This window comes from Oenococcus oeni, from assembly GCF_020510245.1.
Classification (GTDB): Bacteria; Bacillota; Bacilli; order Lactobacillales; family Lactobacillaceae; genus Oenococcus; species Oenococcus oeni.
Window position 1 is genome coordinate 1552456 of sequence record NZ_CP084701.1, and the last position, 20835, is coordinate 1573290.

Here is a 20835-nt window from a genome sequence, read left to right on the forward strand (position 1 = left end):
ACAGATTCAAAAATTCATGCGCAATCGTAACTAGGTTTCTCGCCCTTGTAGACATCGATAATTTTGCCATCCGGTTGGACCGTAATTTCATCATATTCGTCAAAAAGTTCGTCGTAGTTCTCATTAGTCGGAAGATCCTGCAATTCCATATGGTTGGCAGTCTCACCGGAAACAATCAATTTTTCAACGGAAGATCCATCCAATAAATCTTTTTTATCAAAAATCCCATATTCGTTCATAATTCGCAATACCTCCTTTTTTCGATTTTTATGATAGACGTTCTTCTTTAATATAATCAATCGGAAGCCATTCTAACACCTTTTCAATCTGTTTGTTCCAGTAATACCATTCATGGCGACCATGCGATGTTTGATAATTAACCTCATATCCAAATTTTCTAAAAGTTGGAATTGCAAATTGATTAGCCGGATAAAGTGAATCTTCTAATCCAATCCAAGCAAACAATTTTGGTAATTCTGCTTTCCCTTCGGACTGTTTTTTTGCCAAAGCAAATAAATCGTTTTTCGAACCGACAACTTTGTCCAAGTCGCCAAAAACACCCTGCCAATATTTTTTTGGAGCCATTTCAAACATTTGTGGAAAATTAAAATCATGCATCAAAGCACCGGATAACGAAGCGGCATAAGAAAAATAATCAGTCGACATTGCCAGTTTAAAAGCACCATAACCGCCCATTGAAAGACCGGCAACGAAATGCTTTTCGCGTTTTTGGGAAATTTCCGGAAACATGAAAGCGACTTTTTGAAATAATTCAGCCGTTAAAGCATCGAAATAGTTTAGGCCATAATCCGTATTCGTGTACCAACCAAGACCAGTATCTGGCATCACAACCGCCAAATTGTTTTTCATGAGCAAACGTTCGATATTAGTCTCGCGCTGCCAGGAAAATAAATCATCACCCATACCGTGGAGCAAATATAAAACGGGGATGTCCCTTCTTTTATTATTATTATTATTAGTATCCAATTCAGGAAGAATAACATTCATCATCGTGGCCTTGCCCAACACATGCGAATGATAATTTATTTGTAAAAAAGCCATTGGTTTTTTCCTCTTTTTCTATCTGGAAATTTATGTTAAACGAAAAGCTCATACAACTCAAAGCAGTCTAATCATCAAGCAGTTTTAAAATTGTATCCAAAACACCGTCGTGATTATTGTCGGAAACTGTGTATTGGTCTTGATTAAAATAGCTTTTCAATTCGTCTTGCGAATTTGGCATAATATATGGATGACCAACATATTGCAACATTTCCAAATCATTCAGCCCATCGCCGAAAGCAGCCATCTCTTCGGGTTTAATTTGCAGTTCTTTGGCCAACAACTGTAACCCGGAAGCCTTATCGGCATTTTTATTTACAATATCGATTGCTCCAAAACCCGAAATTGGGCTTCTTAAACCGGAAAGGATCGGATCGCTGTTCAGCAAATCAAGAAAACCCTGACCGCTGTCATTGGTCCAAGAAAGCGAAATCTTATCAATTGGAACGTTGATTTCTGCAAAAGTTTTGATCGGAACCCAATTAGGATAAAAATCATCAATTGTTCCAGCAAAAAAAATTCGTGTGCCTTCCACCTAAACCGATTCCTGCCAAGTAGGAGCAAAAGCGGCATCCTTTCCGGCAAAAACCACTAAAGTCGGTCGAGGATTCAAAGTTGGCAAAAGATCGTAAATCCGTTTGGTTTTGATCGGATCAATAATTGATTGATGCAACAAATTTTGACCATTTTGAATAAAAGCGCCGTTCTCAGCCACCATGGAAATTACCTGGCCATCCGAATCAAAAGGAAGAAACATCTTATTAATGCGAATCGTCTGATTGCCAGTAGCAATCACAAATTTTTTCTGCTGGCGCCGTAAAATGCCAATAACTTCGGCAAACTTTCGCCGATTAAAGGCATTGTCATTATCGAGCAGCGTTCCATCCATATCAGCCGCAAAAAGTCGCAGATTTGTATTCGTCATATTTTCCTTACCTGTTGTCCATTTGACGAGTCGCTCACTTTATAACCGAGTGAAAAAATTTCGTCGCGTAATTGATCAGACTGCTGCCAATTTTTGTTAATTCGAGCAGTTTCACGCTTTTTTAACAGAAGTTCAATTTTCTTTGGCAGGGACTCTTTTTTTGTTTCCAAACCACTGATTCCAAAAACTCCGATTAATTCAGCAATTTGTCTAAGAATTTCTTGAGCGCTTTTATCCTTCACATCGCCGGAATCAACATAAGAATTGGCCAAACGGACCAATTCGAAAATGGCAGCTAAAGCATTGGCAACGTTAAAATCATCGTCCATTGCCTCAACGAAAGCTGCGGTCTGTTTTGAAACGAGTTGATCAATTTGTGGATCATCGCCGATTTTAAAATCGGCGTTTTTCAAACGGCGATAGGCAGTTCGGATTCGGTCTAATTCGACCCGTGCTCGTTCTAATTCGGAAGAAGAGTAATTAATCGGCCGACGATAATGAGTGGCAGTCATCAAAAAACGAATTGCCATCGGGTCATCATAGGAACTCAATAATTCGTGAACCGTGGTAAAATTTCCCAACGATTTGCTCATTTTCTCGTTGTTAACATTAACAAAGCCATTGTGAAGCCAATAATGCACGAATTGTTTGCCAGTATGTGCTTCGGATTGAGCCATTTCATCAGTATGGTGTGGAAAAGCCAGGTCAATACCGCCGCCATGAATATCAATTGTGTAACCCAGATATTTAGTCGACATAACCGAGCATTCAATATGCCAGCCAGGTCGGCCCTGTCCCCAAGGAGAATCCCATTTAATAACCTGACGCGGTTCGTTCTTCCAAAGAGCGAAATCGAGAGGATCCTCTTTTAAAGCAAGCGCACCATCATCCAAACGACCAGAGGCGCCAACCTCTAAATCCTCCAAATTTTCATGAGCCAGTAGACCATAATTCCCAGCCTTTCTGACTCGGAAATAAACACCCCCCTGAGATTCATATGCGTAGCCTTTATCAATCAAGTCACTCACAAATTCAATAATATCCGGAATTACTTCGGTTGCTCTCGTGCGAGTAGTCGCTGGGATAATATTTAACGGTTTGGTATCTTCATAAAAAGCTTTGATATACTTCGATGCAATTGCGTTTTCACTAACTCCCTCTTCTTGAGCACGATTAATTATTTTGTCGTCGACATCGGTAAAATTAGAAACAAAATTAACATCATAGCCTCGATAGAGCAGGTAGCGGCGAATCGTGTCGAAAGCAATCGAACTACGGGCATTTCCAACGTGAATGTAATTATAAACGGTTGGACCACAAACATACATGGTAATTTTCCCCGGAACGATTGGTTTAAACTCTTCTTTTTTTAAAGTAGCAGTATTGAAAACTTTCAGCATGTCTTCATTTTACTATTTCATCAATTTCTTAATAACCATATCGGTAAGACTATAGGGCAAATGACGGAAAGCCCAGATTACTGTTCGGTTGGAAAAGCCATCGGCGTAACGAGCTTTCGGATGTTCGACAGTTGCCGCTTGATAGAATAATTCTGCTAAATCCTGACTGCTTCGTTTCGATGACATTGGTGAAAACATTTTATCAAAAGCGTCGATCAAAGAATAATAAATCGAATTTTTTGGCGTATTTTTTCGAGCATTTTTCAAAGCTGTCTCCAGCCATTCAGAGCGGGTTCCGCCTGGTTCAATTAAAATCGCCTGAATACCAAAGTTTTCCGTCTCCAGACGCAGGGTATCGGTTAAAGTTTCCAAAGCATGTTTCGTCGCGTCATACCAACCTCCCAGAGGAGTGTAGAGAAAACCAGCAATCGAGGAGATATTGATAATTCTGCCCTTATGTTTTTTTCGCATAAACGGCAAAAGTAGCTGGGTCAACTGCATCGCGGCAAAAACATTAACTTGGAATTGTGCACGCGCCTGTTCGATTGGAGTATCCTCAAGACTGCCATATTCTCCATAGCCGGCGTTATTGATTAAAACATCGATATCATCGTTTTTTTGTAGAACCTGCCGAAAAAAAGTTTCAATTGAGTCATCCTTAGAAAGATCAAGAAAAAAAGTTTCAACACCGAATTTTTTTAATTCTTTCATTCGTTCAAGTCGACGAGCACCAGCGAAAACCTGCCAACCGTGTTTAGAAAATAATTCTGCCGCAGCGAAGCCCATACCGGAAGAAGCCCCGGTGATAATGACGGTTTTTGTTTTTTTCATAATGCATTCTTTAATAAAAAGATAAAATTATCAGTTATTATTTGAGTACCGAAGACAACATTTTTTCTGATTCAACATAGCAGTTGCGTCCCTTTGGCTCGAGAAAATCAATTTTGGCAGCAAGATATACCGTTACAAATTGTTTTTGATCAGATTGAACAATTCCGACAAAAGATTCCGTATCGGGTGAAGTTCCTGTTTTCAAACCAATCCATTTGTGCTTGGTAATTGCTAGGAATTTAAAACGGTTTAAATAAGGATATTCTTGCCGATTACTTTTAAAATTAAATTTCCATTCTTGGGCAATCTTCAAAACTTCCGGAAAACGATCGACAATTTTTTCGGTAATTATCAGGACTTCTTTGGCCGAAAAAAGCGGTTCGTAAGAATCGGTCATCTCGGGGTCTTTATAAGTTTCCAGATCTTGATTGGAAAGACCAGCCGGATTGGGAATAATCGGGTTATTAATACCCCAGGATTCCAAAAGAGCAATCGTTTTTCGATGCCAATTGGTCAAGTTTTTAAAAAGTTTTTCTGCGAAAACAAAGGCGAAAGTATTTTCCGATAAAATCAAAAGTGCATCAAGGGCATCCTTGACCGTATAAGTTTCGCCTTCGGTTAATTTTATTTCAGCAACAACTTCACCCTTTGTAAATTCAGCAATTCTTTTTGTTGTAGTTAATTGATCGGTCCAATTAAGCTGATGCCTTTCAACAGCTGCATAAAGTTGATAAATAATAATTAATTTCGTAACCGAAGCAATCGGCACTCGCTGATGGGCATTCTTCTCCGCTAAAACAGATCCATCAAGTTCGGCAACCAATGCCGACGCTGCCAAAACTTTCAATTGTTTCATCATTAACCCCTTCTGTCTGCTTTGTTTTATCTAAAAATTCTAATAATAAATTATAAAAAAACACAGTCGTTTAAACTGCGTTTGAAAAAATTTTTAACTGAATCAAACAACTTTTCTTTCAAAAGGATCGCTGCTGATACCTTCATCCAAAATAACCTTTGCCCAGTTTTTAGCGCTCCACAAAGAATGGTCCTTGAAATTACCACAAGTTTTTTCAGAGACACCAGGAATATCCGAAAATTCAATACTATCGCGAATTTCCGTTAAGGTCTCTTTCAATGCTTTTGCAACTGTTTCAGTATCGTAGGTATACCAACTAATCATATGAAAACCAGTTCGGCAACCAAAAGGTGAAATATCAATAATTCCATCAAGCCGGTCCCGCATCAAAGAAGCAAATAAATGTTCCAGGGTATGAAGACCGCCTGTTTCAATCGAAGTTTGGTTTGGCTGGGCCAAACGTAAATCATAATTGGCGATTGTGCCACCCTTTGGTCCTTTCTGTTCTTCAATCAAACGCACGTATGGTGCTTTAACTTTTGTGTGATCCAATGTAAAACTTTCGACTTCTGCCATTTTTTCCTCCTACCTGATTAAAATTGTACAAGAAAAAAAGACTTACGGAGCGTAAGTCTTTCAATCGTAAATTATCATTAGACAAACTGCATCAAGATCGGCACAACAATCACGAAGAGCACCGTTGAAGTCGTAACGACATTTGTTGCATATTCAACGTCACCATGATTTTGTCCAACCAAGATCGGCAAAACAGCCAGCCCAGGAGCAGCTGCTTGAATAATCAGCGTTGAAGATTCAAGCTTTGGCATTGATCCGCCAAACAATTTTAAAATTATAATCATAACCGCCGGAACAATGATGAAACGGCCGATTAAGGCTAAAATCGAATCGCGATCGAAATGAATCGATTTCAATCCAGCATCAGCCAAAATAATTCCGATATATATCAGAGACATAGGCGTCACAATTCCGCCAACCATGGAAAAAGTCGTGCTAACCCATCCGGGAATCGGGATTGCCAAAAGCAGAACAACAATCGAAATCAAGAAACCAACTAATGGCATTGGTAATAACTTTTTCCAATTAAAACTTTGTTTTTCCGTCTTATCCCTCGTTGGATCATCGGATGAAAAAAAGAAGATGCCAATTGCCCACGTCGAGATTGTATTCATAACATAATAAATTAAGAAATAAGGCATAGACTTCGCACCGAACAAAGCCGAATTTAGCGGTAAACCGATAAAAATCGTATTAGCGTTAACAAACATATTGATAAATGTTCCACGACGACCAACCCGAATTTTAAAAATTTTTGTGATCAAATAAGCGAGCACGTAGCTGACAGCAAAACTAGCCGCAGCGAAAACCAAACCGCCAGACAGACTAACTAATTTATCACGGGTCAAATAAGTCAGCACGCTAACAAAAATCGACAGCGGCAGGGCAATATTCATAATCAAATACGAGATATTCCCTTTAAAAGAGTCGGCTAATTTACCCGATCTCCTTAAAACATAACCTAAAGCGATCACTAGAATAATTTCTACGACACTCTCAACACTCGTAATAAAAGCATTCATTAGTATTTCGGCTCCCACTTCAAATCGTCGACGGCCTTTTCAACATCATCAATCGGCTGGCGATTAAGACCTTGTTCAACAGCTTTTTTAGCGACAGCGACAGCGACTGTACGCGAAAAGTCGGCTAATTTTGAAACTGGTGGCAAAACAGCAGCACCAACTTTTGTTGTATCAACGATTCCTCCAAGACTATGGGCAGCAGCAGAAATCATTTCAGGCGTAAGCAGCTTTGATTGAGCGGCAATGGCACCAAAGCCAAGACCTGGATAGATCAAGGCATTGTTGGCCTGACCGATTTGGTAAGCGTTGCCCTCATATTCAATATCGTCAACTGGAACACCAGTACCGATCAAGGCTTTTCCATTAGACCATTTCAAAACATCTTCGGCTTTTGCTTCGGCTAATTTTGTTGGATTGGAAATTGGAAAAATGATTGGTCTTTCAGTATAACCAGACATATCTTTAACAATTTCTTCAGTAAAGGAATTTGGATGTGTCGAGGTTCCGACCAAAATGGTCGGGTGGACAGCTTCAACAGCTGCTTGGAGATTGGTCAATTGATTAGCATTTTTGAAATCACTTCGTTTAGCAGCGAAAGGCTTTTGCTCTGGAGTTAAATCCGGATCATCGTCAAACAAGAGGCCTTGTTTGTCAACAAGGAAGAAATGCTTTTTAGCCTCTTCGTCGGAAAGACCCTGTTCAACCATTTCTTCATGCAACTGTTTAACAATTCCCATTCCAGCAGTTCCGGCACCGAAGCTCATGTAAGTTTGATCAGTTAATTTCTGACCGGAAATCTTCAACGCTCCAAGAACGCCGGCAAGAACGACGATTCCAGTTCCTTGAATATCATCATTAAAAGTAGCAATTTTATCTTTATAGCTGTTTAAGATATTAGAAGCATTCGAACGGCCAAAATCTTCCCAATGCAAATATAAATTAGGAAAAAGCGATTCGGCATGATTAACAAATTTGTCGATAAAATCATAGTACTTATCGCCACGAACACGATTAAATTTATTTCCCAAATACATAGGATCTTTCAAAAGCTTTTCGTTATTTGTTCCAGCATCAATAACAACTGCAAGAACTGTTGATGGATCGATTCCGGCCGCAACTGTATAAACCATCAGTTTGCCGACAGCAATATCAACACCCTGGACACCCCAGTCTCCAATCCCAAGAATACCTTCGCCATCAGAAACGACCAGCAGCTTGATATCGCGGCCATTAGCAGCATTTTTCAGAGTCGATTGAATGTTTTCCGGATGATTAATATCCAAAAAAGCGGCACCTTGCGGTTCAACAAATAATTCCGAATAATTTTCAATTGTATCAGCAATTGTCGGGTCATAAACAATTGGCATAAATTCAACAACATGTTGAGAAAAAAGCTTATAAAACAACACGTGATTCGTATTGAATATTTCCATTAAAAACAATCGTTTTTCGAGATTTGAAACCTTGCTTTGAAATTGAGCATAAGTCTGATCAACTTGCTCTTGTAAAGCCTGAACCTTGGCCGGTAATAAACCGTTTAAACCAAGCTCCTCTCTCTCCGCTTCCGTAAAAGCAGTTCCTTTGTTAATAAAAGGATCATTTAAAATACTTACTGGATCTGTCATATTTCCTCCTTAAGAACCAGACTATTATATTCCATTAGGATTAATATAGTCAAAACTTATAAAAGAGATAAAATTATCTTATATGAAATTCACCGATATCGAACACTTCGACAAGTTATCCGAACTTGAATCCTTTTCAAAAACAGCTATTTTTTTCAATGTCAGTCAACCGACAATTTCCTTTGCCATTCAGCGTTTAGAAAACGAGATGAAAAAAACTCTAATTAATCGCAATCGGTCGCATGGCGGGATTTCTTTGACGGAAGCTGGAAAAGTTTTTGAAAAACACGCCAAAAAAATTCTTCAAGAAGTGGTTGCCGCCCACGAAGAAATTGACCGAATGAATCAACCAACAATTGAATTCGGTTTGCCGCAAATTATTGGAAATTATTATTTACCAAAATTAGTCAAACATTTTGTCGGCAATCCCTTTTTTCAAAATGTTGCGACTAATGAAGCCGGCTCCAACCTACTTTTAGGGGCTTTAAAAAATCACCGGCTGGATTTGGCAATTATTTCTTCGGTTGAACCGGTAAAAATTGAAGGTTTGGAAACAATTGAAATCGATCGAAAAAAATATTCGATTGTTGTCAATAAAGATAATCCTTTAGCTAAACAAAAAAAGGTTTCTTTTGAAGATCTCGCCGACGAGAAATTTGTCTCCTTAAAAGAAGGTAATGTTCACCCAATTGCTTTTCGTAAATTGGAAGAAACTTACAATGTTTACCCGAAAATTATTTACGAAACACCGGATATCAATATTTTAAAGAAAATGATTGCTGAAAAAACCGGGATTGGTTTTATCGCTGAGATAGCAGTTGAAAAACAGGATAATTTGGCAACCCTGGAATTGAGCAACGAAAAAGTTCCGGAATTTATTATCAGTTTTGTTTATAAAAAAGATTTACAAATCCCTGGAATTAAAAGGATAGTCGAAGAATTAAGAAACAACAGCGTCTTCGATCAGGACAGATAATTGAAGTATTAAGTATTGGATTTATTCAAATAACAATTATAAATCCGACGAGCTTCCTTTTCTGGAAGATAGCGAATCTGAACTTCATGATTAGAATTAGCGTGACGAATACTGATAGATAAATGAACTAAATGTTTGCGAGCCATCCAAATAGTTTGCCGATAACTGACAGATTGTATTTTATTTTGCTGAATCAAATAGAGCTCATTAGTCCAAAAACGACCGCTTTGAAATAAATAACGCCCACCGGGGATAATTACAAAAGCCATATGGCGGCTTTTGTAGTAGCCAAGACTGATAACCAGAGGAACAATCAGCAATGAAAAACAACCCCAAAAATGATAGAAATATATCAAGGCTACGATCGGAAGCAAGCAAACCAGAATAGCATTACGGATAAAATACCAACTCTGAAAAGTCGGTAAGTGGGTTAATTTAGGCATTTGTTTAGGAAAGTAGGAAATAAATTTCTGAACTTGTTGAAAAAGCTGTTGTTTTTCAATAACAGGAAGAATAACCAGATCGCCGGCATCCTTCTCGTTTTTACCGGCATCCGAAGCAACGATTGTTTCAACAGTTGCTAATTTCAACCACTGACGTAAAATACTTTGCTTGACAAAAACTGCTTGGATTTTTTTAAGGGCAAACTAACAACATATCTTTGAAAAAAACCACGAATCGTCGTTAACTTATGCTCACTCTTAATCAAAGTGAAGTGATAATACTTTTGGACAGTGGTCAAATAGGAGGCAAGCAAACTGAAAAGCAGGATCAGGATTAGGATAATTAAAAATTCCTGTGCGACCAAACTGTTAATTGTCGATTCAACCGGCTTCTTAATGCTTTGCGGTAAATAATCATCAACCTGAGAAAAGAATCCAACAAAACCCAAAAGGGTTGGAATAATGCCGAATGAAGTCAAGGCATATTTTGATAAATCATGAAAATTTATTTGATAGTTGCTATCAATTTTTTTATTTTTGGCTTGTTGGGGAACAACTTCCGACGAAACGTCTTCCAGACGAGACTGTTGATTTAGTTTTTCAATAAAATTGGAAATTTTTAAAGGAATAACCGGCAAAATCGCTTCGGCTTTTCCATCATTATGACCGGCCGTTTCGATTGAAAGCGATTCAAGACCAAAAGGCTGCAAGAAAAACCATTGTTTATGCTGAATTGTTTGGATCTTATTAAACGGAATGTGTTCATGATGACGGACAAAAACTCCAGAATCAATCGTTAAACTGTTTTCGTCAAATCGATAAGCAAAAAATATATATCTAAATAAGGCATCTATAAAAGAAAAAATCAGTAGAAGAATTAATGATCCATACAGTAATAATCCTGAATGGCGGTCCCCAATAATTTCAAAAAATAAAAAAATAATAAATAAAAGATATCTTTTCAAATTATTGTATAAAAAAACAAAAAAGGCCAATGGATGCAAACGACTATTTTTATTCATAATCTTATTCATCGCGGGCCTCCAAAGCCAAGTGCATAATCTGATCACGCAGCCGCCTTGCGGTATCGTCTTTTAAACCGTCAATCTTATGACTACTGGAGGCAGTTGCAACGACCACTTTCTCCGGTTTTTGCCATTGAAGTACAGGGCCGGCTGATAAAGTGACGTTTTGAACCCGGGCAATTGGAATCGCCACCCGGTCACGAAAAATAAAACCGGACTGTATTTCAACTGAATCATTGGTAATTTTATATTGCCAAAAACGATAACGATAAGGAATTGAAAGCAGTTCAAAAGAAATAATCAATAAAGCTAAAACTAAGGCTGGATAGATCAACCAATCGGCCAGTTTCCAATAATGAATGGCAAATTCCAGCAATACCATACCGATGACAAGTAAAAGCAAATTCCCGAAAACGTGAATTAGCCAAATGAATTTGATTCTTGATGGCAATTGTTCGATTTTATTCATTATGTCTCTCCAAAGTGATGAAATATTCTTACATAAGATATCTTACTTCGAAATATATGTCAAACGTTTTAAAAATAAAATTGTTTTTAAAATTCATGCAAGAAAGAGTTTTAGCAAAAGTCAATCAATTTTTCACTAAGTTTTGCTTGCTGTTAGACTAAAAAAGGGGTGTAAAATGTGTGGGCGTTTTATGTTTAAACCAACGGATAGTCCAGAAATTCAACGAATCTATCAATTGGCTCTTGATAATGGATATCAACTAAAAAGTGGAGAAATCTTTCCAACAGATCAAACGGCACTGATTGTTGCCGGCAAAAAACAGGTCAGAATCGTTCAAATGCCTTGGGGTTTTCCCGGTTTTAAAGAAAAACAAATAATCATCAATGCCCGTGCAGAAACGATTATGAATAAGGAAATCTTTGCCGATGCTTTTATCAAATATCGCTGCGTTTATCCGACAAGTGGTTTCTTTGAGTGGACCAAGGATAAACAAAAAATCTATTTCAACTATCAAGAAAAGCCGAGTGCACTCTATATTGCCGGTTTTTATAACTTTTTTGATGGCCAAGCAAAATCGATTTTGATTACGACTGTGCCTAATGCTTCCGTCGCTCCGATTCATAATCGAATGCCTTTGATTCTAAAGAAAGAAGAAATCAATCGTTGGATTTATGATTCTAATTTCGCAAAAAATTTATTGGCAAAACAAATGCCGCTTTTGACAGCAAAAAAAATTTAATCGGATAAACCTAAAAAAATACAGAAGATATGGATTTTAAATATTTAAAAAAATCTGCCGTTTCAAATAACGACAGATTTTTAATAGAAGATGAAAATATATAAAATAATTAGAGTGCTCTACTCTTTAACTTTGATTGGCGAGTTTAATAAATTGTTGAATTTGATGATTGGAAACGCCCATCATCATCAAAGCTCTCAGAGGCATATTGGTCAAAATTGCTTGATTATTCTCATCGCCGGCCAGTTGTTCCAACAATTTATCCAATCCGCTCTCTTTCAAAGGTGCTTTAAAAGCCTGCTCCTTTAAAATATCACTCAGATAACTGTCAGGGCTAAGTGCCTGCACTTTATTCTCCGACCAATCGATAAGCAAATTCTTGGTTAAACGAATATCGCGACTGGAGGCAGCCAACTGTATTTGGTAAGAGCCATTGTCAACCTGCCATTTATCAGTCTCAGGATTGTACCAGCTAAAAGATCTTTTATCCAAGACAATTTCGACTTGTTTTGTCTGTCCCGGATTCAAAGAAACTTTGGCAAAACCTTTTAGTTCCTTCAGCGGTTTTTCGATTTCACTAGTCTGATTGGAAAGATATATCTGAGCTGTTTCTTTGCCGGCAACCGAACCGGTATTTTTAATTTCAAAACTAACAGTTACTTCATGATCGCTTTTTAAAAGTTCCAGTTTTCTATATTCGAAAGTTGTATAACTCAGTCCATGACCAAAAGGAAACAGGACTTCCTGTTTTTTCTTGTCATAATAGCGGTAACCAACGAAGAGACCTTCATGATAATTCTCATTTTTCCGATCTGCGTTAAAAGTCAAATAAGTCGGATTATCGGCCAATTTTATAGGAAAACTTTCGGCCAACTTGCCTGACGGGTTAACACGACCAAATAGAATATCCCACGTAGCCTCGCCAACGGCCTCGCCAGCCAAATAGGTCTCGACGATTGCTTCTACCTGTCCAACCCAAGGCATTTCAAGAGCCGATCCGTTCTCTAAAACAACGATTATTTTTTTATTAACAGCAGCTAATCGTTCGATTAAATGATTTTGATTATCAGGCAAACTAATCGTTTTCTTATCAAAACCTTCCGATTCATAAGAACTTGGAAAACCGGAAAAAACAACTACCTGATCGGCTTGCTTTGCCAGATCGACTGCCGCTTGTTCGGCCTGCTGATCGATTTGATCAGAGTCTATTTGATAACCCGCTTGATAAGCAGTCTTCGGCAAAATATCCTGAACAACTTTTAGCGGAGTAGTGGTATTAAAGGCATTGACATGAGCACTGCCGGACCCCTGATAACGTGGTTTTTCAGCTAATTGTCCAATCACAGCTAAAGACTGATTAGATTTAAGCGGTAAGAGCTGTTGCTCGTTTTTTAATAGAACAATACTTTCACCGGCAAGCTGGCGAGCAAATCGATGCTGTTTTTCCAGATCATAAGAGATAACCGTCTTATTTTCCGGCTGCCATTTTTCAACCATTTGGATAACTCTTGAGGCAGCCCGCTCCAAAACTTTTTCATCCAGTTGACCTTTGTTAACGGCTTCGATAATCTCACTAGTCGACTCGTTTCCCTTGCCAGGCATTTCCAAATCCAAACCAGCTTTTAAGGCCGCAACATGATCACTGACAGCGCCCCAATCGGACATCACAAGTCCTTTGAATCCCCATTCTTCTCTTAAAATTTGCGTCAACAAGCGTTGGTTTTGGGAATTGAGGGTTCCGTTAATCGCATTATAAGAGCACATGATTGTTGCCGGTCGAGCCATTTTAACAGCCTTTTCAAAAGCTGAAAGATATAATTCATGCAGACTGCGTTGATCAATATTGGAGGAAGCTGTAAAACGCTGGTCCTCCCGATTGTTAGCGGCAAAATGTTTTAGGCTGACGCCGACACCACTTTCTTGAACACCTTGAACATAGGAACTGGCCAATTCACCAGTAAGATAAGGATCTTCAGAAAAGTATTCAAAATTACGTCCGGCCAAAGGACTTCTTTTTAGATTGATACCGGGCCCTAATAAAATCCCGACTCGTTCAGCCTTGGCCGCCTGGCCAAGATTTCTGCCCAATTCCTGCAGCAGAGCACGATCAAAGGAAGCAGCCGTCAAAGACGAAGAAGGAAAATTAACTGCAACGACGCTTTTGTTCAGGCCCAAAGCATTGGAAGCATCAGCCTGTTTTCTCAGTCCAGACGGTCCATCGGAAACCATCATTCTATCTAAACCGGAAACTTGAGCGGTAAACCAAAAATCTTTGCCGGAAACAAGATCGGCTTTTTCTTTTAAAGATAATCCTGAAATAATTGAAGTAATCTTAGACAAGTTAGACTCCTTTTAAAATGAAAATTTTTGTTAAATTGAATATCAGTAGAAAATTTAACAAATTTCTAAATTGGCGAATAAAGCAAGTATTTAATTATTTCCATCGATTGCTTTAGTTGTGTTTGATCCGATACCCTTTTTGAATACCGGAAAAACAAAGATAACCGCTAAAACACCATAGAACAAGACGGACATTGATAAGCCCTCTTTAGCGCTACTGTTGCCGATTGCATTCGATATAATCGACACGATATACGGAGAAAAGAAGGCCTCTAAATTACATGCAACCATCGCTAATGATACAGATATATTTTTCGATGCAGCGTTAACATTATCGAATATCACTCCGTACAAATAAGATATAAGCATACTGTAACCGATATATACGAGTGAAGTTCCAACCGTAAAGAGAATCATTTCGCTACTATAAGCGACGCCGGCAAAGCCGAGAGCAACAACCGCGCTGGAAAAAATAGGAGTTATATTTTTCAGATGGACATAAACTCTTCCATATAGGAAACCACTCACAGCACCTAACAAGCCGCCAATTGTTAATGCAGTACCAAGAAAAGCAGCATTTTTAATATTTTGTTCGGTGAGAAATTCACTTGTTTTCGTGGCTATATTCATCAGAAAAACAAACATGAAGAACATACTAACAACCGATAAAATGACAGTTGAATTAAGTTTTATTTTATTTTTTTCCTGGGCATTCAAGGCAGAACTATCGTTAGCAATTTTTTTGCTTGGTTCAGGAACATTAAGGTAGAAAACGAGCAAAATCGGAATCGACAAAGCATAAACCAAATATGCGTAATGCCAATCATAACTTACTAAAATTCCGGCTAGAAAGGTTGTTAAGGCCGACCCGATTGCCGAGGTAGTCGTTTGAAAACCTAAAAGTTTTTTCTGTTCGACTCCGGTAAAAAAGTCGCTAATCAAGCCAACGGCAAGTGTGTTGTAGGTTCCAACTCCGGCACCCAACAAAAATCGGCAAAAAATAATAGCTGGAAAGCTCGTAACAAAAGCAGGCAAAACACCTCCAATAAATGCCATAGAGAGTCCCAACAAAACAGTTTTCTTTTTTCCAATCAATCTAATAACAAAATTGCTAAGCAAAATAAACAACAACATTGAAAATGATGGAATCGTTACAAGGGATTCGACGGTTGTCGCACTGATATTTGAAAAAGTTGCTTCCATCGGTGCAACGGTAACCGAAATTGCTGTGGCGTCGCTTATTAACAAAGAAGTTGCCAAGATGCCAAGCTTTAAACCCAAATTATTTGTTTTTTTGTCCATGGTTATATACCTCTAAAGAGCAGTTCTCAATCAATTGTTTTTATATGAAAAACATTGACTGAAGCTGGTGACAGCTCTAAAGTTATTTCTCCTTTACTAAAATCTTTAACTTACGTTTGCTGCATCCTAATCAAGTCGGGATTATCGGACGAATTAAAATCGGTAGGACGATCAGATTGCAGAAAATCTTTGCTAATACTTTCAATTTCCCTGTTTAATTCAACTGTCAGCTTGACCTGATCGTTTAAATTAGCGTTAATAACATCGAGAATAATTTCTCCATCTTTTTTCGAAGCAAAAGTATAAACGTTTTTTTGATCCTGATTAGTCTGAATTTTCAAAGCAGAATTGCCTCTATGTGCCTTATACATCATGAAAACATCATAGTTCGGCGTCAGAATTGTCTGGTCGCCTTCAGTCAATATCAGGGCGTTTAAAACGTTAATTGTTTGAGCAACACAAGCCATCGTTACTTTATCGGAATTTTTCTGCAAAATATCCAACATGAGAGCCGTTGAAATTGCATCCCGCATCGTGACCTGCTGTTTTAATGCTGGTTTGGCAGTAAAAGCAGTTCTATGCCAATTGCCCCATTCGCCAACCACCAAATCAATTCGATCAAGTCTGTGGTCCAGCGATGATTCGGGTTGAGGTATATTTTGCAAACCCTCTTTAATCAAATCAGCCTGTTGATTGATAATCTGATCTAACTCCCGAGTCCCGTTGATAACTCGGTACCAGTCATCTTCGCCAAAATCCGTCGGCGTATCGGATTCGTGTTCAATGTTCCAGTTATAAAAGTGCAGATCCATAGCGTTAATGCCCGGTTGCCGATAAAAGGAAAAAGCCTTCAAGAAATCTTTTGTCCACTTAACACGTTCTATCGGCTTATTGCCATCGGGGCCGCTTGCAATTTTATAGATTGGGTTCTGATCAAAAATGCTTTTTTGGAAGGTCGGCATCGCCGATGCATATTCCCGATACTTGTCGGCATACATTTCCGGTGTCATTGATCCGCCACCGCCCCAAACCTCATTACCAATTCCCTAATATTTAACAGCATATGGTTCAGCGTGCCCATTATCTTTTCTTTGATTCGATAACGAGGTTTTTTCACTGCGATTGCAATACTCCATCCAATCCTTCATCTCCTGGACACTAGCGCTGAGCATATTTATATTGAACCAGGGCTGGGCACCGATTAATTCACAGAATTCCATAAATTCATCCGTGCCAAACGAATGTCGATCTCTTTGATAGGTTCCAAAATTTTCATTGAAGGAAATCGGTCGATCTTTCTGTGGACCAATACCGTCTCGCCAATGATAGGTGTCGGCATAACATCCACCAGGCCAACGTACAACTGGTGGAGCAAGTTTTTTTAGGGCATCGACAGTTCCTTTTCGCATCCCGTCGATGTTGGGAATTTTGGAATCCTTGCCTACCCAGATTCCTTCATCGATGCAATTTCCTAAAAATTCAATAAATTGACCATGCAAATTCGGATTAATTTGTCCGTAACTATTTTGGTCATTAATATTTATCTTCATAAATTTGTTGCCTCCTTACGAAATCTATTGTAATAATAATGTAAGCGTTTTAATATAAGAATTTTAAACAGATTAGCAAATTTTTATGCTGAATTATTATAAAAATTTGCTAATTGCAACTTAACTAGATTTAAATTCTTAAGAAGGCTCAGTCATTGAAAACCGCATTGGATGCCATTTTGAATCATCTTATAAGAGTCCTCCGGGTCCCGATTCGCTTATTTCAGCAGGATCGTTTAATTCAGTACTGGGGGCATCCTCCACATTCAGACAAATTAATCGATAATCGTGAATTGATTAATCAACTATTGCTCGATTCGAGTAAAGATTTTCCATATTTAAAATATTTGTCGGCACAAAAAGTGATTGCCGTAATTTCCGGTAAAAATATTAAATACCTGATTGGTCCGGTTACTATTAATGATTCATCTGAGAAAACACCCGTTTTCGCTCAAACCGACGATTCTACTTATTCGACAGAATTTTTATTCGAAGAATTAAATTTGCTGCAAAACGCAATTCATGGAAGCGATCTTCAAAATTCGGACATTTTTATCAATAATCACTTGAGCGAAAATAAAATTAGAAACAACGATGCACAAATAGCCCGTTATTCCAGTGACAACCAAGAAAACGAATTTGTTCATAATCCATACGATCAGGAAGTAAGAGAGCTTCGCAGCGTGACGGAAGGTAACTTATCGGCCCTGAAGGAAAGTATCCACGAGTCATACGAAGGGAGTTTTGCTACACTTGGACCAACCAAATTGCGTTCTTTGAAAAATCTGGCAATTGTTGATTTGGTCTTGTTAGCACGAGCCGCCATTAAAGGCGGAATTGATTATGAACAATCTTTTACAATCAATGACCAATATATTCGATCGGTTGAACAAGCCAATAATGTTCAGGACGTAATTGCTTTAAGTTTGCAGGCAAAAATCCAATATACCGAGTTGGTTCATAATATTAATTATCCAGTCGAAAAGACAAAGACCAATTTAATCATCAAACGCTGCAAAAAATATATCCAAACTCATTTGCACAATAAAATTCATCTTGAAAAACTCGCCAAATATTGTAATGTCAGCGAACAATACTTATCCAAAATATTTCACGATACTCAGCAAACAACTGTAAATGAATATATTCAGAGGGAAAAAATCGAAGCGAGCAAACGCGATTTGATTTATACAGACTTGCCGATCAATACGATTGCACTCAATTTTGCTTATGCATCGACAAGTCACTATGGAAGTGTGTTTAAAAGAATTATCGGCATGACACCACTAAAATATCGCAATACATTCGGCAAGGTCTGAGAAAACTTAGTAATAAACATGTTCATAAAAAACTTAATTGGGATAATAAAATAAAAGAATTCTCTTTTAGAATTCTTTTTTTGAATATAGCTTATATAAAAGCCCTATTAAAAATGAAGTAATCATTCTACTGATCTATTAGAACTTTCATAAATGTTGCGGAAAAAATCGGCTTCAAGATCATTGCATTCTTTTGCCAATTCATCTCTTTGATCAAGTTGGAAATCATGCCCTCTTGGATGCTGGTCATCGCTAAATACCCGTTGTTGAACATTAACGCCGACCTTTTTAAGTTTTTCTGCCAATTGGAGCGACTGATGTTTTAAGAAATCGTCTACAGCAGTGACAATATAAACTGGTGGAAAATCTTTTGTCAGATACTCCTCCGTCCGTAGTTGTTGTCCCCATTTTTCCAAAGCATTTTTGCCAAAATAGGCTTCGACTTCACTGTCCTCCGGCATGCTTTCCGGATCAGCCAGACAAGAAAGAGCGGAATTCAGACCGGTCGCCAGAATTCTTAGTTTGGGTGAATTGTAATCAAACAATTTTTTAAAATCCGGATTGCTGAGAATCGTCAAATATTGTTCAGCCAATTGCCCACCAGCACTGTCGCCGACAACAAAGACTGATTGTGGATCCAAACCATAATCCCGGACATGATTGCCGAGCCAATTCATCATTTCGTTAACATCTTCCAAAGCGGCTGGATAGGGATGATCAGGCGCTAAGCGATAATTAAAATTGATAACTCCAAAACCGCGTTGAGCCATGCCCAAACAATAGAACTGATATCCTTCTTTATTTCCATAGAAAAAACCGCCGCCGTGAATGCTGATAAGCATTGGAATCGGAAGATCATGATCCTCCGGTAGATATATATCGAACAAATTATCCTTGCCATGGGGACCATAGCTCAAATTATCATAGCGTTTAATACCTTTTGGCGAGGTTGATAAGCCTTCATCGCGTTTTGCATCGGCTTTTCCCCATTCCTGCTTAAACTTTTCGATTTTTTTTAAAACTATTTCTGACATATTTAATCCTGATTTTTATTTTATTTATAAGAAATTTAAATTAAAAACATTCAATTTAAACAATTTCTTTCTTGTTTCTCGTTTTAAAAGAAAATATTGAAAAAATTGATATCACGAACATAACAATAAAAGCGATCATCGCGACCAGCATGCTCGACTGAGCGCCGGCTGTCCAAAATAATCCTCCGAGAAAATTCAAAATTGTCGGGCAGGCAAAAACTCCAATATTAGTAGTAACTAATAAAACAGTAGATGCCAAATTTTCCGAATTCTTTGGTGCAACCTTAGCCATCCAGACATAAATCGACGGTACCATAAGTCCAAAACCAACACCGGAAACAATTGCGCCTAAACCAACGATCAACAAATCACTGCCAAAAGCAATCAGTGAAAATCCAAGGGCAGCAAATAAGAATCCTGCAGATAAAGTAAGGTTCTTTAGGAATTTACTTACTTTGCCATAAACGGCTCCAATCGGAATACCAAACAAAGTTGTAATTCCGTTTAAAACAGATACCTGGCTCAAACTACCAATTCTTTTAGCCGTTACCAAGGCTGGAAGCTGTAATTGGGAAGCCAGGAAAAACGCAAAAACCAAAAAAATCAAAACCGACAGTCCCCAAACCGGAAGATTGATTGTTTGTTTACCGGAATTTGAAGATACTTGTTTTCCTGAAGAAGAAACACTTTTACCTTCATTTAACAGCTGTCGTGGAATACAGAAAATAAACAAAGCCATAATCGGTAATGCAATTAGATAAATCAGAAAAGTCTGGTGCCAACCCAAAGTAACCAGCCAGCTTACAAGGAAGGCTCCCAAGGCGCCTCCAAGCGATCCAGTCGCCCCCTGAAAACCCATCATCGTCGATAATTCATCACCCTTATAAAATCTCGCAATAAGACTGACGCACATGGAATTAAAAAGACCGATTCCGGATCCCAAGAGAAATCTGGAAACAAAAACGAGTGCATAATCGTTCGAAAAAACCGGAATTATACCGGCAACGAGTGCAAGCAATAGACCAAAAATCACTGTGTTTTTTCCTCCAATTAGTTTAATAACAAAAGTACTCAAGAAAAGGAAGACAATAATACCAAAATTCGGGACCGTTACCAAAGTTTCCACAGCCGTTTCCGTTTCCCCTTTAAAAGATCCATACATCAAGGGTAAAGCTGATGAAATAGCCGGAGCGATCATCGTCATCAAAGAGATTGAAAGAATTGATAGTTTGAATAAAGGTCTGTGAACTATATTCTCTTCTTGCATGTTTTATACCTCCAAATTAATTTCGTACAAGTATTTGCTTAATAATTATTTCTGCCGGCAAATCACTAAATTCT

The 20835-nt window shown here is 38.2% G+C and carries 22 protein-coding genes; 3 read left to right on the forward strand and 19 right to left on the reverse strand.

Annotated features, from left to right (window positions below; genetic code table 11):
* Positions 1-14: 14 nt before the first annotated feature.
* The 10 genes from J3U91_RS08085 to J3U91_RS08130 form a co-directional block, all read right to left on the reverse strand.
* Positions 15-239, reverse strand: coding sequence for a hypothetical protein (locus J3U91_RS08085; RefSeq protein ID WP_002819369.1), 225 nt, complete (start codon positions 237-239; stop codon positions 15-17).
* A 28-nt stretch (positions 240-267) separates the two neighbouring features.
* Complete coding sequence (locus J3U91_RS08090; protein ID WP_002819370.1) at positions 268-1062, reverse strand: alpha/beta hydrolase; 795 nt, start codon at positions 1060-1062, stop codon at positions 268-270.
* Positions 1063-1129: 67 nt separating this feature from the next.
* Positions 1130-1597, reverse strand: coding sequence for an HAD family hydrolase (locus J3U91_RS08095; protein WP_002819371.1), 468 nt, complete (start codon positions 1595-1597; stop codon positions 1130-1132).
* Complete coding sequence (locus J3U91_RS08100; RefSeq protein WP_002819373.1) at positions 1598-1987, reverse strand: HAD family hydrolase; 390 nt, start codon at positions 1985-1987, stop codon at positions 1598-1600. It abuts the gene before it with no gap.
* Positions 1984-3387 carry a cysteine--tRNA ligase gene (gene cysS, locus J3U91_RS08105; protein ID WP_002819374.1) on the reverse strand — a complete coding sequence of 468 codons (1404 nt, stop codon included), beginning with the start codon at positions 3385-3387 and terminating at the stop codon, positions 1984-1986. The genes J3U91_RS08100 and cysS overlap by 4 nt, the downstream gene beginning before the upstream one ends.
* 12 nt (positions 3388-3399) lie before the next feature.
* Positions 3400-4218, reverse strand: a complete 819-nt coding sequence (locus J3U91_RS08110; protein WP_002819375.1) for an SDR family NAD(P)-dependent oxidoreductase — start codon at positions 4216-4218, stop codon at positions 3400-3402.
* A gap of 37 nt (positions 4219-4255) precedes the next feature.
* Entirely contained in the window at positions 4256-5077 is an 822-nt protein-coding gene (locus J3U91_RS08115; protein ID WP_002819376.1) for a D-alanyl-D-alanine carboxypeptidase family protein, read from the reverse strand.
* A gap of 99 nt (positions 5078-5176) precedes the next feature.
* Entirely contained in the window at positions 5177-5650 is a 474-nt protein-coding gene (locus tag J3U91_RS08120; RefSeq protein ID WP_002817632.1) for an S-ribosylhomocysteine lyase, read from the reverse strand.
* 77 nt (positions 5651-5727) lie between these two features.
* Complete coding sequence (locus tag J3U91_RS08125; RefSeq protein ID WP_002819377.1) at positions 5728-6672, reverse strand: AEC family transporter; 945 nt, start codon at positions 6670-6672, stop codon at positions 5728-5730.
* Positions 6672-8297 (reverse strand): malolactic enzyme, encoded by a 1626-nt coding sequence (locus tag J3U91_RS08130; protein WP_002819378.1) that lies wholly within the window; start codon positions 8295-8297, stop codon positions 6672-6674. The genes J3U91_RS08125 and J3U91_RS08130 overlap by 1 nt, the downstream gene beginning before the upstream one ends.
* 82 nt (positions 8298-8379) lie before the next feature.
* Here J3U91_RS08130 and J3U91_RS08135 point away from each other — a divergent pair, with 82 nt between their 5' ends.
* The gene (locus tag J3U91_RS08135) at positions 8380-9273 is read left to right on the forward strand and encodes a LysR family transcriptional regulator (RefSeq protein ID WP_002819379.1); all 894 of its coding nucleotides are present in this window, start codon (positions 8380-8382) and stop codon (positions 9271-9273) included.
* Between the two features lie 8 nt (positions 9274-9281).
* On the opposite strand, the gene J3U91_RS08140 is transcribed toward J3U91_RS08135, so the two are convergent.
* The 3 genes from J3U91_RS08140 to J3U91_RS08150 are packed head-to-tail and all read right to left on the reverse strand — an operon-like array spanning position 9282 to position 11210.
* Entirely contained in the window at positions 9282-9863 is a 582-nt protein-coding gene (locus tag J3U91_RS08140) for a PH domain-containing protein (RefSeq protein ID WP_002819380.1), read from the reverse strand.
* Positions 9860-10750, reverse strand: coding sequence for a PH domain-containing protein (locus tag J3U91_RS08145; RefSeq protein WP_002819381.1), 891 nt, complete (start codon positions 10748-10750; stop codon positions 9860-9862). The genes J3U91_RS08140 and J3U91_RS08145 overlap by 4 nt, the downstream gene beginning before the upstream one ends.
* Positions 10743-11210 (reverse strand): PH domain-containing protein, encoded by a 468-nt coding sequence (locus J3U91_RS08150; RefSeq protein ID WP_002819382.1) that lies wholly within the window; start codon positions 11208-11210, stop codon positions 10743-10745. The genes J3U91_RS08145 and J3U91_RS08150 overlap by 8 nt, the downstream gene beginning before the upstream one ends.
* Before the next feature lie 190 nt (positions 11211-11400).
* On the opposite strand from J3U91_RS08150, the gene J3U91_RS08155 reads away from it, so the two are divergent.
* On the forward strand, positions 11401-11949 hold the full coding sequence (locus J3U91_RS08155) for an SOS response-associated peptidase (protein ID WP_002819384.1): 549 nt from the start codon (positions 11401-11403) through the stop codon (positions 11947-11949).
* A 126-nt stretch (positions 11950-12075) separates the two neighbouring features.
* Here the strand turns inward: J3U91_RS08155 and J3U91_RS08160 are convergent, their stop codons facing one another.
* From J3U91_RS08160 to J3U91_RS08175, 4 genes are all read right to left on the reverse strand, one after another.
* Positions 12076-14289, reverse strand: coding sequence for a glycoside hydrolase family 3 C-terminal domain-containing protein (locus J3U91_RS08160; RefSeq protein ID WP_002819385.1), 2214 nt, complete (start codon positions 14287-14289; stop codon positions 12076-12078).
* 90 nt (positions 14290-14379) lie between these two features.
* Positions 14380-15591, reverse strand: coding sequence for an MFS transporter (locus tag J3U91_RS08165; protein WP_002819386.1), 1212 nt, complete (start codon positions 15589-15591; stop codon positions 14380-14382).
* A 110-nt stretch (positions 15592-15701) separates the two neighbouring features.
* Positions 15702-16601: an alpha-L-arabinofuranosidase C-terminal domain-containing protein gene (locus J3U91_RS08170; RefSeq protein WP_002819387.1), complete on the reverse strand. Its 900-nt coding sequence runs from the start codon at positions 16599-16601 to the stop codon at positions 15702-15704.
* A gap of 36 nt (positions 16602-16637) precedes the next feature.
* On the reverse strand, positions 16638-17141 hold the full coding sequence (locus J3U91_RS08175) for a hypothetical protein (RefSeq protein ID WP_002819389.1): 504 nt from the start codon (positions 17139-17141) through the stop codon (positions 16638-16640).
* Positions 17142-17296: 155 nt separating this feature from the next.
* Here J3U91_RS08175 and J3U91_RS08180 point away from each other — a divergent pair, with 155 nt between their 5' ends.
* Positions 17297-18460 (forward strand): helix-turn-helix transcriptional regulator, encoded by a 1164-nt coding sequence (locus J3U91_RS08180; RefSeq protein WP_002819390.1) that lies wholly within the window; start codon positions 17297-17299, stop codon positions 18458-18460.
* Between the two features lie 122 nt (positions 18461-18582).
* Here J3U91_RS08180 and J3U91_RS08185 read toward each other — a convergent pair whose 3' ends face one another.
* Complete coding sequence (locus tag J3U91_RS08185; RefSeq protein ID WP_002819391.1) at positions 18583-19494, reverse strand: alpha/beta hydrolase; 912 nt, start codon at positions 19492-19494, stop codon at positions 18583-18585.
* A 55-nt stretch (positions 19495-19549) separates the two neighbouring features.
* Positions 19550-20761, reverse strand: a complete 1212-nt coding sequence (locus J3U91_RS08190; RefSeq protein ID WP_002819392.1) for an MFS transporter — start codon at positions 20759-20761, stop codon at positions 19550-19552.
* Positions 20762-20835 lie beyond the last annotated feature (74 nt).